We start from the raw sequence: 15,335 nt of genomic DNA on the forward strand, positions 1-15,335 counted from the left end.
GGCCGGATTCCGGCCCCGCACAGCCCCCTGGCCGTCGACTGCCGGTCACCAGCCGGTCACGGTCCGGTGACCAGCAGCCCGTACACCACGAACAACCCCACGAACCCGGCGATGGTCAGATAGCCCAGGATCAGCCCGGCGATGGCCAGCCCGTCGCCCTGCTGCCCGGTCCGCCGGATGCTGCTCCTGGCCATGTGGCCGAGGACCACCGCCGGAAGCGAGCTCAGGCCCCCGGTGATCGGAGCGCATATCCCGCAGACCAGCGACGCGATCGCCTGCCCGCTGGTCCCCTGGACCTGGGGCGGCAGCAGACCGTAGGGCGGCGCGCCGGCCACCATGCCCGGCGGCATCACCCGCGCCGGGATGTCCACGGTGACCTGGTCGAGCTCGCCGTACGTGCGGGCCTGGTACGCCCGCCCGATCCGGTCCTCGTACTCGGGCTGCGTGAGCCGCCCCTCGGTGAAGGCGTCCTTGAGGACGCTCACCGCTCTCTCCCGATCCGCATCCCCGGCAAGCATGTCTCCATGATGCCGCAGAGCGGCCGCTCCGGAAGGGAGCGACCGCTCTGTGACGCGCTTGCTACGAACTGATTCAGCCGTTGTAGGGGCCGTAGTCGTAGTCCTCCAGCGGGACGGCCTGGCCGGAGCCGGTGCCGAACGGGCTGTAGTCGATGTCGTCGTAGCCGACGGCCGAGTACATCGCGGCCTTGGCCTCCTCGGTCGGCTCCACCCGGATGTTGCGGTAGCGGGACAGGCCCGTACCGGCCGGGATGAGCTTGCCGATGATGACGTTCTCCTTCAGGCCCAGCAGCGAGTCCGACTTGGCGTGGATCGCCGCGTCGGTCAGCACCCGGGTGGTCTCCTGGAAGGACGCCGCCGACAGCCACGACTCGGTGGCCAGCGACGCCTTGGTGATACCCATCAGCTGCGGACGACCCGAGGCCGGGTGACCGCCCTCGGAGACGACCCGCCGGTTCTCGGTCTCGAACCGGCCGCGCTCGACCAGCTCGCCGGGCAGCAGCTCGGCGTCGCCGGACTCGATGATCGTCACCCGGCGCAGCATCTGCCGGATGATGATCTCGATGTGCTTGTCGTGGATCGACACACCCTGCGAGTTGTAGACCTTCTGCACCTCGGCGACCAGGTGGATCTGCACCTGGCGCTGGCCCAGGATCCGCAGCACGTCGTGCGGGTTGGTCGCACCGTAGGTGAGCTTCTGGCCGACCTCGACGTGGTCGCCCTCGCCCACCTGCAGCTTGACGCGCTTGGAGATCGGGTAGGCCAGCTCCTCGGAGCCGTCGTCGGGGGTGACGACGAGCTTCTTGGTCTTCTCGGTCTCCTCGATCCGCACCCGGCCGGCCGCCTCGGAGATCGGGGCGACACCCTTCGGGACACGGGCCTCGAACAGCTCGACCACACGCGGCAGACCCTGCGTGATGTCGTCACCGGCCACACCACCGGTGTGGAAGGTACGCATCGTCAGCTGGGTGCCGGGCTCACCGATCGACTGGGCGGCGATGATGCCGACCGCCTCGCCGATGTCCACCAGCTTGCCGGTGGCCAGCGAACGCCCGTAGCAGTACGCGCAGGTACCGACGGCCGACTCGCAGGTGAGGATCGAGCGGGTCTTGACCTCCTCGACACCGTGCCGCACGAGCTGGTCGATCAGCACGTCGCCCAGGTCGACGTTGGCCGGCGCGATGACCTTGCCGTCCACCACGACGTCCTCGGCGAGCATCCGCGCGTACACGCTGGTCTCGACGTCGTCCGCCTTGCGGAGCGTGCCGTCCTGGCCACGCTCGGCGATCCGCAGCTTGAGACCGCGCTCGGTGCCGCAGTCCTCCTCACGGATGATCACGTCCTGCGAGACGTCCACCAGACGACGGGTCAGGTAACCCGAGTCGGCGGTACGCAGCGCGGTGTCGGCCAGACCCTTACGGGCACCGTGGGTGGAGATGAAGTACTCCAGCACGGACAGGCCCTCACGGAAGGACGCCTTGATGGGCCGCGGGATGGTCTCGTTCTTGGCGTTCGAGACCAGACCGCGCATACCCGCGATCTGACGCATCTGCATCATGTTTCCGCGGGCGCCCGAGTCGACCATCATGAAGATCGGGTTGGTCTTCGGGAAGTTGGCGTTCATCGCCGCGGCGACCTCGTTGGTCGCCTTGGTCCAGATGTTGATCAGCTCGTCCGAGCGCTCCTGCTTGGTGATCAGGCCGCGCTCGTACTGCTTCTGGACCTTCTCGTCCTGTGCCTCGTAGGACGCGATGATGGCCTTCTTCGCCTCCGGCACCACGATGTCGGTGACCGACACGGTGACACCGGAACGCGTCGCCCAGTGGAAGCCCGCCGCCTTCAGGTTGTCGAGCGTCGCCGCCACGATCACCTTGGGGTAGCGCTCGGCGAGGTCGTTGACGATCTCGGAGAGCTGCTTCTTGCCGACCGCGTAGTCCACGAACGGGTAGTCCTCGGGCAGCAGCTCGTTGAAGAGCGCGCGGCCCAGGGTCGTCCGCAGCCGGAAGCTGTCGCCGAGCTGGTAGGGCTGCTCGCCCTCACCGGGCTCCGGCGGCAGCCAGCCGCGCGGCGGGACGGTGCCGACCGGGAAGCGGATGTCGACCTGTGCCTGCATCGACAGCTCACGGTTGTCGAACGCCATGATCGCCTCGGCGGTGGCGCCGAACGCCCGGCCCTCACCCGTGACCTCGCGCTCCTCGGAGTCCGTGGTCAGGAAGAACAGTCCGAGCACCATGTCCTGGGTCGGCATGGTGACCGGGCGGCCGTCGGCCGGCTTGAGGATGTTGTTCGAGGACAGCATCAGGATGCGGGCCTCGGCCTGCGCCTCCGCGGACAGCGGCAGGTGCACGGCCATCTGGTCGCCGTCGAAGTCCGCGTTGAAGGCGGTGCAGACCAGCGGGTGGATCTGGATGGCCTTGCCCTCGACCAGCTGCGGCTCGAAGGCCTGGATGCCCAGGCGGTGCAGGGTCGGTGCGCGGTTCAGCAGCACCGGGTGCTCGGCGATGACCTCTTCCAGCACGTCGTAGACGACCGTGCGGCCGCGCTCGACCATGCGCTTGGCCGACTTGATGTTCTGCGCGTGGTTCAGGTCCACCAGGCGCTTCATCACGAACGGCTTGAAGAGCTCCAGCGCCATGGCCTTGGGCAGGCCGCACTGGTGCAGCTTGAGCTGCGGGCCGACGACGATCACCGAACGGGCGGAGTAGTCGACGCGCTTGCCGAGCAGGTTCTGCCGGAAGCGGCCCTGCTTGCCCTTGAGCATGTCGGACAGCGACTTCAGCGGGCGGTTGCCCGGTCCGGTGACCGGGCGGCCGCGGCGGCCGTTGTCGAAGAGCGCGTCCACGGCCTCCTGGAGCATGCGCTTCTCGTTGTTGACGATGATCTCGGGCGCGCCGAGGTCGAGAAGCCGCTTCAGGCGGTTGTTGCGGTTGATCACGCGGCGGTACAGGTCGTTCAGGTCGGAGGTCGCGAAGCGGCCACCGTCCAGCTGCACCATCGGACGCAGGTCCGGCGGGATCACCGGGACGCAGTCCAGCACCATGCCGTTGGGCTTGTTGGTGGTCTGCAGGAACGCCGAGACGACCTTGAGGCGCTTGAGCGCCCGGGTCTTCTTCTGGCCCTTGCCGGTGCGGATGATCTCGCGGAGGCGCTCGGCCTCCTGCTCCAGGTCGAAGGACTCCAGGCGCTTCTGCAGCGCCGCGGCACCCATCGAGCCCTGGAAGTACGTGCCGAAGCGGTCGCGCAGCTCACGGTAGAGCAGCTCGTCGCCCTCCAGGTCCTGGACCTTGAGGTTCTTGAACCGGGCCCACACCTCGTCGAGCCGGTCGATCTCGCGCTGCGCACGGTCGCGCAGCTGCTTCATCTCGCGCTCGGCGCCCTCGCGGACCTTGCGGCGGACGTCGGCCTTGGCGCCCTCGTTCTCCAGCTCGCCGAGGTCGGCTTCCAGCTTCTTCTGCCGGCCCTCGACGTCGGCGTCCCTGCGCTGCTCGACCTGCTGGCGCTCCACCGAGACCTGGGCCTCCAGGGAGGGCAGGTCACGGGTGCGGCGCTCGTCGTCGACCCAGGTGATCATGTACGCCGCGAAGTAGATGACCTTCTCCAGGTCCTTCGGGGCGAGGTCGAGCAGGTATCCCAGCCGGGACGGGACACCCTTGAAGTACCAGATGTGGGTGACGGGAGCGGCAAGCTCGATGTGGCCCATCCGCTCACGGCGCACCTTGGCGCGAGTGACCTCGACGCCGCAGCGCTCGCAGATGATGCCCTTGAAGCGAACCCGCTTGTACTTGCCGCAGTAGCACTCCCAGTCCCGGGTGGGGCCGAAGATCTTCTCGCAGAAGAGCCCGTCCTTTTCCGGCTTGAGGGTGCGGTAGTTGATGGTCTCCGGCTTCTTCACTTCGCCGTGCGACCAGGTCCGGATGTCGTCCGCGGTGGCGAGGCCGATCCGCAGCTCGTCGAAGAAGTTGACGTCGAGCACTGTGTCGTCAATCCCTCTCAGGGTTGATTCTCAAATGGTCTGAACGGGTCGTGGGGGCCGCCCGGGCTCCCCTTCCAACGGGGTCCCGGGCGGCAACCCGTCAGACCTCTTCGACGCTGCTCGGCTCGCGCCGGGACAGGTCGATTCCGAGCTCTTCCGCGGCGCGGAACACGTCCTCGTCGGTGTCGCGCATCTCGATGGACATGCCGTCCGAGGACAGCACCTCCACGTTGAGGCAGAGCGACTGCATCTCCTTGATGAGCACCTTGAAGGACTCGGGAATGCCGGGCTCGGGGATGTTCTCGCCCTTGACGATGGCCTCGTAGACCTTCACGCGGCCGAGTACGTCGTCGGACTTGATGGTCAGCAGCTCCTGGAGGGCGTATGCGGCGCCGTACGCCTCCAGCGCCCACACCTCCATCTCGCCGAATCGCTGCCCGCCGAACTGCGCCTTACCGCCCAGCGGCTGCTGGGTGATCATCGAGTACGGACCGGTGGACCGGGCGTGCAGCTTGTCGTCCACCAGGTGGTGCAGCTTGAGGATGTACATGTAGCCGATGGAGATCGGCTCCGGGAACGGCTCGCCGGAGCGGCCGTCGAAGAGCCGGGCCTTGCCGGACGGCAGGACCATGCGGTCGCCGTCGCGGTTCGGCACCGTGGACTCGAAGAGTCCGCGGATCTCGTCCTCCCGGGCGCCGTCGAAGACCGGCGTCGCCACGTTGGTGCCGGGCTCGACCCGGTGGGCGTCGATCGCCTCCAGGCGGCGGGCCCATTCGTCGGCCACACCGGAGACGTCCCAGCCCTGCTTGGCGAGCCAGCCGAGGTGGATCTCCAGCACCTGTCCCGGGTTCATCCGGGACGGGACGCCGAGCGGGTTGAGGATGATGTCGACGGGCGAGCCGTCCTCCAGGAACGGCATGTCCTCGACCGGCAGGATCTTGGAGATGACGCCCTTGTTGCCGTGGCGTCCGGCCAGCTTGTCGCCGTCGGTGATCTTGCGCTTCTGCGCCACGTACACGCGCACCAGCTGGTTCACACCGGGCGGCAGCTCGTCGCCCTCCTCGCGGTCGAAGACCCGGACGCCGATGATCTTGCCGACCTCGCCGTGCGGGACCTTGAGCGAGGTGTCACGGACCTCACGGGCCTTCTCGCCGAAGATCGCCCGCAGCAGCCGCTCCTCCGGGGTCAGCTCGGTCTCGCCCTTGGGCGTGACCTTGCCGACCAGGATGTCGCCGGCGACCACGTCGGCGCCGATCCGGATGATGCCGCGCTCGTCGAGGTCCGCGAGGACCTCCTCGGAGACGTTCGGGATGTCCCGGGTGATCTCCTCCGGGCCGAGCTTGGTGTCACGGGCGTCGACCTCGTGCTCCTCGATGTGGATCGAGGACAGGACGTCGTCCTGCACGAGGCGCTGCGACAGGATGATCGCGTCCTCGTAGTTGTGGCCCTCCCACGGCATGAACGCGACCAGCAGGTTCTTGCCGAGCGCCATCTCGCCGGCCTCGGTCGACGGACCGTCGACCAGCACCTGGCCCACGACCACCCGGTCGCCCTCGTTGACGACGACCTTCTGGTTGAAGGAGGTGCCCTGGTTGGAGCGGGAGAACTTGGCCACCCGGTAGGTGGTGTACGTGCCGTCGTCGTTGGTCACCGTGACGTAGTCGGCGGAGACCTCCTGGACCACACCGTCCTTGTCGGCCTTGATCACGTCGCCGGCGTCGACCGCGCAGCGGTACTCCATGCCGGTGCCGACCAGCGGCGCCTCGGCCTTGATCAGCGGCACGGCCTGGCGCATCATGTTCGCGCCCATCAGGGCACGGTTGGCGTCGTCGTGCTCAAGGAACGGGATCATCGCGGTCGCGACCGACACCATCTGGCGCGGCGAGACGTCCATGTAGTCGACGTCGTCACCGGGGATGTAGTCGATCTCGCCGCCACGGCGGCGGACCAGCACGCGGGACTCGGCGTACCGCATGTCCTCGGTCAGCGGCGCGTTGGCCTGCGCGATGACGAAGCGGTCCTCCTCGTCGGCGGTCAGGTAGTCCACGTCGTCGGTGACGACGCCCTCGACGACCTTGCGGTACGGCGTCTCGATGAAGCCGAACGCGTTGACCCGCCCGTAGGAGGCCAGCGAGCCGATCAGGCCGATGTTCGGGCCTTCCGGCGTCTCGATCGGGCACATCCGGCCGTAGTGGGACGGGTGCACGTCACGGACCTCGAAGCCGGCCCGCTCACGGGACAGACCACCGGGGCCGAGCGCGTTGAGACGGCGCTTGTGCGTCAGGCCCGACAGCGGGTTCGTCTGGTCCATGAACTGGGACAGCTGGCTGGTGCCGAAGAACTCCTTGATGGAGGCGACGACCGGCCGGATGTTGATCAGGGTCTGCGGCGTGATGGCCTCGACGTCCTGAGTGGTCATGCGCTCGCGCACAACGCGTTCCATCCGGGCCAGGCCCGTACGGACCTGGTTCTGGATCAGCTCGCCCACGTTGCGGATACGGCGGTTGCCGAAGTGGTCGATGTCGTCGGTCTCGACCATGATCGAGCGGCCGGACTCGCCGACCGTCTCGGTCTCACCGGCGTGCAGCTTCACCAGGTACTTGATCGTGGCGAGGATGTCGTCGGTGGTGAGCACGCCGGCGTCCAGCGGCTCGTCGGCGCCGAGCTTCTTGTTGACCTTGTAGCGGCCGACCTTCGCCAGGTCGTAGCGCTTGGGGTTGAAGTAGAGGTTCTCCAGCAGGGTCTGGGCGGCCTCCTTGGTCGGCGGCTCGCCCGGGCGCAGCTTGCGGTAGATGTCGAGCAGCGCGTCGTCCTGGCCCTGGGTGTGGTCCTTCTCCAGGGTGGCGCGCATCGACTCGTACTCGCCGAACTCCTCCAGGATCTGCTCGGTGCTCCAGCCCAGCGCCTTGAGCAGCACCGTGACCGACTGCTTGCGCTTGCGGTCGATGCGGACACCGACCATGTCGCGCTTGTCGATCTCCATCTCCAGCCAGGCACCCCGGGAGGGGATGATCTTGGCGGAGAAGATGTCCTTGTCGGACGTCTTGTCGATCGAGCTGTCGAAGTAGACGCCCGGCGAGCGGACCAGCTGCGAGACGACGACACGCTCGGTGCCGTTGATGCAGAAGGTGCCCTTGTTGGTCATCAGCGGGAAGTCGCCCATGAAGACCGTCTGGGACTTGATCTCGCCGGTCTCGTTGTTGGTGAACTCGGCGGTGACGAAGAGCGGCGCACCGTAGGTGAAGTCGCGCTCCTTGCACTCGTCCAGCGAGTTCTTCGGGGGCTCGAACCGGTGGTCACGGAACGTGAGCGACATCGACCCGGAGAAGTCCTCGATCGGGGAGATCTCCTCGAAGATCTCCTCAAGACCGGACTTCCTGGGGACGTCCTGCCCACTGTCCAGGGCCGCCTCGACCCGAGCCTTCCACGCGGCATTGCCGAGCAGCCAGTCAAAGCTCTCGGTCTGGAGCGCGAGGAGGTTCGGAACTTCGAGCGGTTCACGGATCTTCGCGAAAGAGATGCGCAGCGGAGCGGTGCTTGCGCCGTTGTTCGAATTGGTGGTCGAGGCGTTGCGCGAGGCGGCCAAGAGGGGGTCCTTCCGAGGGCTCGGACTCACTACGCGCGTACCGGTCCGCCCCTGAGGACCAGAAGAAAACCCTGATGACGGGCCTCTTCAGCAGCTCTCAGACGTGGGCATGCTCCTGGTGACGGGCCAGGCAGCAGCTAACAGGCAGCGCAAAGGGTCAGTGTAGCCACTTGGCACACTGATGTCCAGAGCTGAGATTCGGAGTACCGAATCGTCGCCCCCTCTGCCTGTCTACGGGTCCCAGCCTCGGAACCTGGAACCGCATCCGTCAACGCTGCCGTCGTGCCGCGTCCTGCTGCATAGCCATGCATTCCCGCATCGCCGCCGATCCATGCATCGGACCTCGACCGAAGTCGGAGCCGATGGCCGACCGCTCGCGCGGCGCGTCCTGAGAATTGCGCGCCGCGTGCCATACGTCAAGGCCCCAGCCCCGCGGACCTGTTCGAGGACGTGCTCTCAGCAGGAGGGATCACCCTACCCGGCGGGTACGACAACGCCGGCACGGCCCGCCGGAAGGGCACGAACGACCGAGGGCGGCCACCCTTTCGGGTGGCCGCCCTGCGGCGGGTGGAGCACAGGCTCCGCGGTCATACCGTGTCACCCGGTGCGGCCGACGGCCACACCGGGCAACGAGGTGTCACGCGGTGTTACTTGACCTCGACCGAGGCGCCGGCGGCCTTGAGCGCCTCGGCACCCTTGTCCGCGGCCTCCTTGGCGACCTTCTCCAGGACGGGCTTGGGGGCGCCGTCCACGAGGTCCTTGGCTTCCTTCAGGCCGAGCGAGGTCAGCTCACGCACGACCTTGATGACCTGGATCTTCTTGTCACCGGCGGCGGTGAGGATGACGTCGAACTCGTCCTGCTCCTCGACGGCCTCGGCCACCGGGGCACCCGGGCCCGCGACGCCGGCCGCGACGGGGGCGGCGGCGGTGACGTCGAACTTGTCCTCGAACGCCTTCACGAACTCGGCGAGCTCGATGAGGGTGAGGTTCTCGAACTGCGCGAGCAGGTCGTCCTGGCTGAGCTTGGTCGCCATGATGGCGGTCCTTCCACTAATTCGGCAGGTGCCGGATGTACAAGTCGGCGGGCGTACGGTCGGCCCGCGTCGGCCGGTGCCCTGCGGCACCGACCTGCGACCGGTGCCTTGCGGCGCCGGTCATCGTGCGAGCCGAATTACTCGGCACCGCCCTGCTCGGCCTCGGCCTTCTTGGCACGAAGCGCCTCCGCGGTGCGGACGAACTTCGAGGGGAGCGCCTGGAAGAGCGCGGCAGCCTGCGACTGCTTGCCCTTCATGGCACCCGCCAGCTTGGCGAGCAGAACCTCGCGGGACTCGAGGTCCGCAAGCTTCTTGATCTCGTCGGCGGACAGCGCCTTGCCGTCAAGGACACCGCCCTTGATGACGAGAGCGGGGTTGTCCTTGGCGAAGTCGCGCAGACCCTTCGCCGCCTCGACCGGGTCACCGGTCACGAAGGCGACAGCAGACGGACCCGCGAACAGGTCGTCGAGCTGGTTGATCCCGGCCTCGTTGGCCGCGATCTTGGTCAGCGTGTTCTTCACCACGGCGTACGTGGCGTTCTCACCGAGCGAACGGCGCAGCGTCTTGAGCTGCGCCACGGTGAGACCGCGGTACTCGGTCAGCACGGCGGCGTTCGAGGAGCGGAACTGATCCGTCAACTCGGCAACCGCGGCAGCCTTGTCAGGCCTCGCCATGAGTCTCGGCCTCCTTCCGGGGTGATTACGGACCGCACGGAATTGAAGGAGGTGACCCGGCAAAAAACAAACGCCCCGGCGCAGGCGCACGGGGCGTGACTCCACGAAGCAACCTTCGGAGTCCATCCACGAATCACCTGCGCGGGCCGTCCGCATCCAGCGGATCCTTCGGTCGTCCCGCCCTTTTCGGGGCACGACGACGACCAGCGGTCTTTGGCTTCCCGGGAAGCGTACGGGACCGCGGCCCCGCGGGGCAAATCGCCCGCGGGGCCGCGGCTCGTGCTGGGCCTCAGTTGTCCTGCTGCTGCTCTTTCATCAGGTCGCCGAAGTCCTTGGAGTCGGACGCGGCCGGCGCCTCGGTGGTCACCGAGGTGCCGAAGTCCGAGTAGTAGGTCGTCGTCTTCATCGTGCCGGACTTGGTGTTCGCCGTGACGAGTGCCTCCACCGGCAGGTTGTCCTTCGACACCCACAGGTCGATCGTCTCCGAGGTGACGCCGGCCTTGGCGAGGGTGTCCCGCAGCTCCGACAGCTCGGCGGCGGTCAGATTCGGCACCTGCTTCCCGGTGAAGTCCTCGACGTCGACGGTGCTGGTGTAGTGGGTGGTCTGCACGCCCCTGACCGTCTGCGTGCCGACGGCCTTGCTGTCCGGCGAGGCCAGGGCCGCGTCGACACTCTTGACCGGGTTGTTGTTCTGGATCGTGTCCTTCAGGTACGAGCCCGCGCCACCGGTGAGCTTGGCCAGGTCGTCGTAGCTGTACTTGATCCAGTGCCTGCCGCCGAGCTGCGTGGCCATGGTGGGCCCCATGTTCACGTAGTACGCGTCCGGCAGGTAGCGGGCGTCCATGGTGGTCGGCGCCCCCGCCTGACGCAGCGACTCGGCCACCGAGCCGCCGCTGTAGGCGAGCTTCATGGTGCCGGTCAGGCCATGCCCCCAGTCCAGCGCGCCCTTGCTGGTCATCGTCATCGTCGTGCCGAGCGAGATGGTCGACTCGACCTTCGCCGAGTGCACGCCGGAGGCGGCCTTCTTCACCAGGTCCAGCGCGTCGACCGCGTGCGCCACCCCTGACAGCGGCGACTTCGCCGTGGTGGTGGCGGTCCCCGCCGGCGTCGACGCCTTGTCGCCCCCGGACGCCGAGGATCCCAGCGGCCCGCAGGCCGCGAGCGCCAGCACCGACGTGGCGGCGACGACACCGGTCGCCGCACCCTTGATCCCACGCATCTTTCATCCCCCCTCGCGGGGAACAGTCGTCCCCGTGAAACCAGCGGAACACTAACGCACGCCGCTGACAAGCCCGTGCGCCAGGTCGTCCGGCCCCCCGGGGGCAGGCGGACGGTGGTCCGGGGAACGCGAAACGCCCCGCACCACCCGGTGGACCGGGTGGTGCGGGGCGTACGTTCGCCCGGGCGTCAGACCGACGCCGGGTCCTCCTCGACCAGCAGGTTGCGGGTGCGGTTGGGGTCGATCTGGATGCCGGGGCCCATGGTGGTGGACACGGCAGCCTTCTTGACGTAACGCCCCTTGGCGGCGGACGGCTTGAGCCGCAGGATCTCGTCCAGCGCCGCCGCGTAGTTCTCCACCAGGCGGGTCTCATCGAAGGAGACCTTGCCGATGATGAAGTGCAGGTTGGAGTGCTTGTCGACGCGGAACTCGATCTTGCCGCCCTTGATCTCGGTGACCGCCTTCGCCACGTCGGGCGTCACGGTGCCGGTCTTCGGGTTCGGCATCAGACCACGCGGGCCGAGGACGCGGCCGAGGCGGCCGACCTTGCCCATGAGGTCCGGGGTGGCGACGACGGCGTCGAAGTCCAGCCGGCCCTTCGCCACCTCGTCGATGAGTTCGTCGGAGCCGACGATGTCGGCTCCCGCGGCTTCCGCGGCCGCAGCACGGTCACCGGTCGCGAAGACCAGGACCCGGGCGGTCTTGCCGGTGCCGTGCGGAAGGTTCACGGTGCCACGGACCATCTGGTCGGCCTTGCGCGGGTCCACACCCAGGCGGAAGGCGACCTCGACGGTCGAGTCGAACTTGGTGGTCGCGGTCTCCCGGGCGAGACGGACAGCCTCCAGGGGCGCGTACAGGCGCTCCTGGTCGATCTTGGCGTCCGCAGCGCGGAGAGACTTGCTGCGCTTGCTCACGTGCGTGCTCCTGTTGTCGTGACGGAGTCGTGGTGCGGGCCGAGCCGGCCCTTCCACAAGGGGGTGCGGTACCTGGCGGGCTGTTCAGGCCTCGCCTTTTCGCTCGGGCGTCAGCCCTCGCCTTTTCACTCGGGCTTCCTGCTCACTCGCTCCGCGGACGGCCTCGTTCCTCGGCCGGCCACTGCGCGAGCTCGGGCGTCAGCCCTCGATTTTTCGCTCGGGCTTCCTGCTCACTCGCTCCGCGGACGGCCTCGTTCCTCGGCCGGCCACTGCGCGAGCTCGGGCGTCAGCCCTCGACGGTGATGCCCATCGAGCGGGCCGTACCCGCGATGATCTTCTCGGCGGCGTCGAGGTCGTTCGCGTTCAGGTCGGGGAGCTTCGTCGTGGCGATCTCCCGCACCTGGGCGCGGCTGAGCTTGGCGACCTTCTTGACGTGCGGCTCGCCGGATCCCTTGTCGACACCCGCGGCCTTGAGGATCAGCTTGGCCGCCGGCGGCGTCTTGGTGATGAAGGTGAAGGAACGGTCGTCGTAGACCGTGATCTCCACCGGGATCACCATGCCGCGCTGCGACTCGGTCGCCGCGTTGTAGGCCTTGCAGAATTCCATGATGTTCACGCCGTGCTGACCCAGCGCGGGTCCGACCGGCGGTGCCGGGTTGGCCGCACCGGCGTTGATCTGGAGCTTGATCAGCCCCGTGATCTTCTTCTTCTTGGGAGGCATTGCTCTCTCCGGGTCCTGTTGAGAGTTTTTCCGTGCCTGCGAGCAGGCATACCGCACCACGATAGCGGGTACGGCGCCCGGCCCTGAAATCCGCGGGCCTCACCGCCCCCCTGGCGCCCCGTCCCCGGCCCGCGGCCCCCGCGGAAGCGTGGCTTTCGGCCCCACGAGTCGTTGGAAATCTCACCCAGTGCACCCGCACCACGCCCGGCGGTAGCTGAAATTCCGGTCTACGCGGGAAGAATTCTTGGCATGGACACTTCCCGGGGCTGCCTACCGGCTGGTACCAAGTGGGTGCAGCGTTCCCCCACTTGGAGGTTCCGTGAGACTGACCAGGCCATTAGCCGCTCTCGCCGCACTCGCGCTCGCCCTGCTTGCCGCGCTGGTGCTGTCCGGTCCCGCACACGCCGCAGGGCCGGCGTACGTCGCCCTCGGGGACTCGTACTCGGCCGGGAACGGTGCCGGCAACTACATCAGCTCCAGCGGCGACTGCCACCGCAGCAACAGCGCCTACCCGGCGCTGTGGGCCGGCGCGCACAGCCCGTCCTCGTTCACCTTCGCCGCCTGCTCGGGCGCGGTGACCAGCGACGTGACCGGCAGCCAGCTCGGCGGGCTCAACTCCTCCACCGGCCTGGTCACCGTCACCATCGGCGGCAATGACGCGGGATTCTCCGACGTCATGACCACCTGCGTGACCGGCTCCGACAGCACGTGCGTCAACCGGGTCAGCCAGGCGGAGACCTTCGTCCGCACCACGCTGCCCGGCCGGCTCGACACCGTCTACAACGCCATCCGCGCCAAGGCCCCCAACGCCAGGGTCGTCGTCCTCGGCTACCCGGACATGTACGACCTGTCGGCCTGGTTCTGCGTCGGTCTCAGCTCCACCAAGCACCAGAAGATCGACGAGGCCGCCGACGTACTCGACACCACCACCGCCTCCGTCGCGGCCGCCCACGGCTTCGTCTTCGGCGACGTCCGCCCCACCTTCCACGGCCACGAACTCTGCTCGGGCGACGCCTACCTGCACTCCCTGGTCATCTCCCCCAGTTGGGAGTCCTACCACCCCACCGCTTCCGGCCACTCGGCCGGCTACCTCCCGGTCCTGAACGCCAACGCCTGACGCGAAAAGCCGGGCCCCCGCTCCCATGACGGAAGCGGGGGCCCGGCTGTGCGCCAGTGTGCCGGTGAGCCGACGGCTAGTTCTTCTGGATCTGGTCGAAGCTGAGCTCGACCGGGGTCTCCCGGCCGAAGATCTCGACCAGGCCCTTGACCTTCTTCGAGTCCGGGTTGATCTCGTTGATCGTCGCCTGCAGGGTGGCGAAGGGGCCGTCGGTGACGGTGACCGAGTCGCCGACCTCGAAGTCCAGCACCTGGACCTCGACCTTGCGGGGCTGGGCGGTGCCCTCGGCGATGGCGGCCGCCTCGGCGGCGGCCTCGACCTCGGGGGCCAGCATCTTGACGATCTCGTCGAGGGTCAGCGGGTACGGGTCGTACGCGTTGCCGACGAAGCCGGTGACACCGGGGGTGTTGCGGACGACGCCCCAGGACTCGTTCGTCAGGTCCATGCGGACCAGCACGTAGCCGGGGAGCTTGTTCTGCCGGATGGTCTTGCGGTCGCCGTTCTTGATCTGAACGACTTCCTCCTGCGGGACCTCGGCCTGGTAGATGTATTCCTCGACGTTCAGCGAGACGGCACGCTGCTCCAGGTTGGACTTCACCCGGTTCTCGTAGCCCGCGTACGTGTGGATCACATACCACTCGCCGGGCAGGGTACGAAGCTCCTCGCGGAAGGCGGCCACCGCGTCGACCGGGGTGAGGGCCGCCGCGGGGGCGTCCTCGTCCTCTTCCCCGTCGTCGTTCTTGTCCTCGGCGTCCTCGTCCGCGTCCTCGGACTTCGCCTCGGCGTCGGCGTCCTCGGAGGACTCCTCCGCGTCGCCGGACCCGGCGTGGACGGCGGCCTGCTCGGCGGTTTCGCCCTCGGCCAGGTCGGCGGCAACCGCCTGGTCGACGTCGCCGTCGGCGGCCTCGACGGTGTCGAGCGCGCGGTCGGCGCTCTCGACGGACTCGTCGGCGTCGTACACGTTCGGGTCAGACACGGTGACTGCTTCTTCCTGACTTCAAAGGTGGCGCTGCGGGCGGGGCGGCCAGCGGCCTGCGCCCTCCGCGCGGATCTGGCGGGACCCAGCCGAAAACGACCCAGTCGGAGCGCGACTCAGCCGAAAACGGCGGAAATAAGCTTCCCGAAGCCCCAGTCAACCACGGCCACGAACCCGATGACGACCACAACGAAGACAATCACCACAGTGGTGTACGTGGTGAGGTCGTTGCGGCTGGGCCAGACGACCTTGCGGAGCTCCGCAATGATCTGGCGGTAGAAAAGCGCGAGGCGACCCAGCGGGCCCTTCTTGCCGCGCTTGCCTCCGCGGCGGGGCTTCCGGTCGGTGTCCTTGTCGTCCTGAGTCGCGTCAGGCTCCGGGACCTCGATGGAGTCCGTGATCTCAGTCACTCGTCCTCACCTGACTCCGGGTCGTGGCCGTGCCGCGCCCGTCGCGCGGTACGGCGAGTGCTTATCTGCCTGCCCACGTCCAGGTCGGACGTGTGGAGCAGGGCCGGAGGGACTTGAACCCCCAACCGCTGGTTTTGGAGACCAGTGCTCTACCAATTGAGCTACGACCCTTCGACAGACACCCCCAACGTAC

General features: G+C 67.9%; 11 protein-coding genes and 1 tRNA gene. 1 reads left to right on the forward strand and 11 read right to left on the reverse strand.

The window, feature by feature from the left end; genetic code table 11:
- Positions 1 to 56: 56 nt before the first annotated feature.
- From OG702_RS14180 to rplK, 8 genes are all read right to left on the reverse strand, one after another.
- Positions 57 to 518 carry a DUF1707 and DUF4190 domain-containing protein gene (locus OG702_RS14180; RefSeq protein ID WP_327289236.1) on the reverse strand — a complete coding sequence of 154 codons (462 nt, stop codon included), beginning with the start codon at positions 516 to 518 and terminating at the stop codon, positions 57 to 59.
- A gap of 73 nt (positions 519 to 591) precedes the next feature.
- Positions 592 to 4,491: a DNA-directed RNA polymerase subunit beta' gene (locus tag OG702_RS14185; RefSeq protein ID WP_327289237.1), complete on the reverse strand. Its 3,900-nt coding sequence runs from the start codon at positions 4,489 to 4,491 to the stop codon at positions 592 to 594.
- 100 nt (positions 4,492 to 4,591) lie between these two features.
- Positions 4,592 to 8,077 carry a DNA-directed RNA polymerase subunit beta gene (rpoB, locus tag OG702_RS14190; RefSeq protein WP_327289238.1) on the reverse strand — a complete coding sequence of 1,162 codons (3,486 nt, stop codon included), beginning with the start codon at positions 8,075 to 8,077 and terminating at the stop codon, positions 4,592 to 4,594.
- A 647-nt stretch (positions 8,078 to 8,724) separates the two neighbouring features.
- On the reverse strand, positions 8,725 to 9,111 hold the full coding sequence (rplL, locus tag OG702_RS14195) for a 50S ribosomal protein L7/L12 (RefSeq protein WP_327289239.1): 387 nt from the start codon (positions 9,109 to 9,111) through the stop codon (positions 8,725 to 8,727).
- Between the two features lie 137 nt (positions 9,112 to 9,248).
- Positions 9,249 to 9,785 carry a 50S ribosomal protein L10 gene (gene rplJ / locus OG702_RS14200; protein WP_327289240.1) on the reverse strand — a complete coding sequence of 179 codons (537 nt, stop codon included), beginning with the start codon at positions 9,783 to 9,785 and terminating at the stop codon, positions 9,249 to 9,251.
- A gap of 289 nt (positions 9,786 to 10,074) precedes the next feature.
- Complete coding sequence (locus OG702_RS14205) at positions 10,075 to 11,004, reverse strand: hypothetical protein (protein WP_327289241.1); 930 nt, start codon at positions 11,002 to 11,004, stop codon at positions 10,075 to 10,077.
- Between the two features lie 188 nt (positions 11,005 to 11,192).
- Positions 11,193 to 11,918, reverse strand: coding sequence for a 50S ribosomal protein L1 (gene rplA / locus OG702_RS14210; protein ID WP_327289242.1), 726 nt, complete (start codon positions 11,916 to 11,918; stop codon positions 11,193 to 11,195).
- Between the two features lie 286 nt (positions 11,919 to 12,204).
- Positions 12,205 to 12,639, reverse strand: coding sequence for a 50S ribosomal protein L11 (gene rplK / locus OG702_RS14215; protein WP_327289243.1), 435 nt, complete (start codon positions 12,637 to 12,639; stop codon positions 12,205 to 12,207).
- A 319-nt stretch (positions 12,640 to 12,958) separates the two neighbouring features.
- Between rplK and OG702_RS14220 the strand changes: the two genes are divergently transcribed.
- The gene (locus OG702_RS14220) at positions 12,959 to 13,756 is read left to right on the forward strand and encodes an SGNH/GDSL hydrolase family protein (protein WP_327289244.1); all 798 of its coding nucleotides are present in this window, start codon (positions 12,959 to 12,961) and stop codon (positions 13,754 to 13,756) included.
- Positions 13,757 to 13,832: 76 nt separating this feature from the next.
- On the opposite strand, the gene nusG is transcribed toward OG702_RS14220, so the two are convergent.
- From nusG to OG702_RS14235, 3 genes are all read right to left on the reverse strand, one after another.
- A complete protein-coding gene (gene nusG, locus OG702_RS14225; protein ID WP_327289245.1) occupies positions 13,833 to 14,732 on the reverse strand; it encodes a transcription termination/antitermination protein NusG in 900 nt (299 codons plus the stop codon).
- Positions 14,733 to 14,848: 116 nt separating this feature from the next.
- On the reverse strand, positions 14,849 to 15,133 hold the full coding sequence (secE, locus tag OG702_RS14230; RefSeq protein WP_327293225.1) for a preprotein translocase subunit SecE: 285 nt from the start codon (positions 15,131 to 15,133) through the stop codon (positions 14,849 to 14,851).
- Between the two features lie 107 nt (positions 15,134 to 15,240).
- Positions 15,241 to 15,313: transfer RNA gene (locus OG702_RS14235), tRNA-Trp, on the reverse strand.
- Positions 15,314 to 15,335: the final 22 nt, after the last annotated feature.

It is taken from the genome of Streptomyces sp. NBC_01198 (genome assembly GCF_036010485.1).
GTDB lineage: Bacteria > Actinomycetota > Actinomycetes > Streptomycetales > Streptomycetaceae > Actinacidiphila.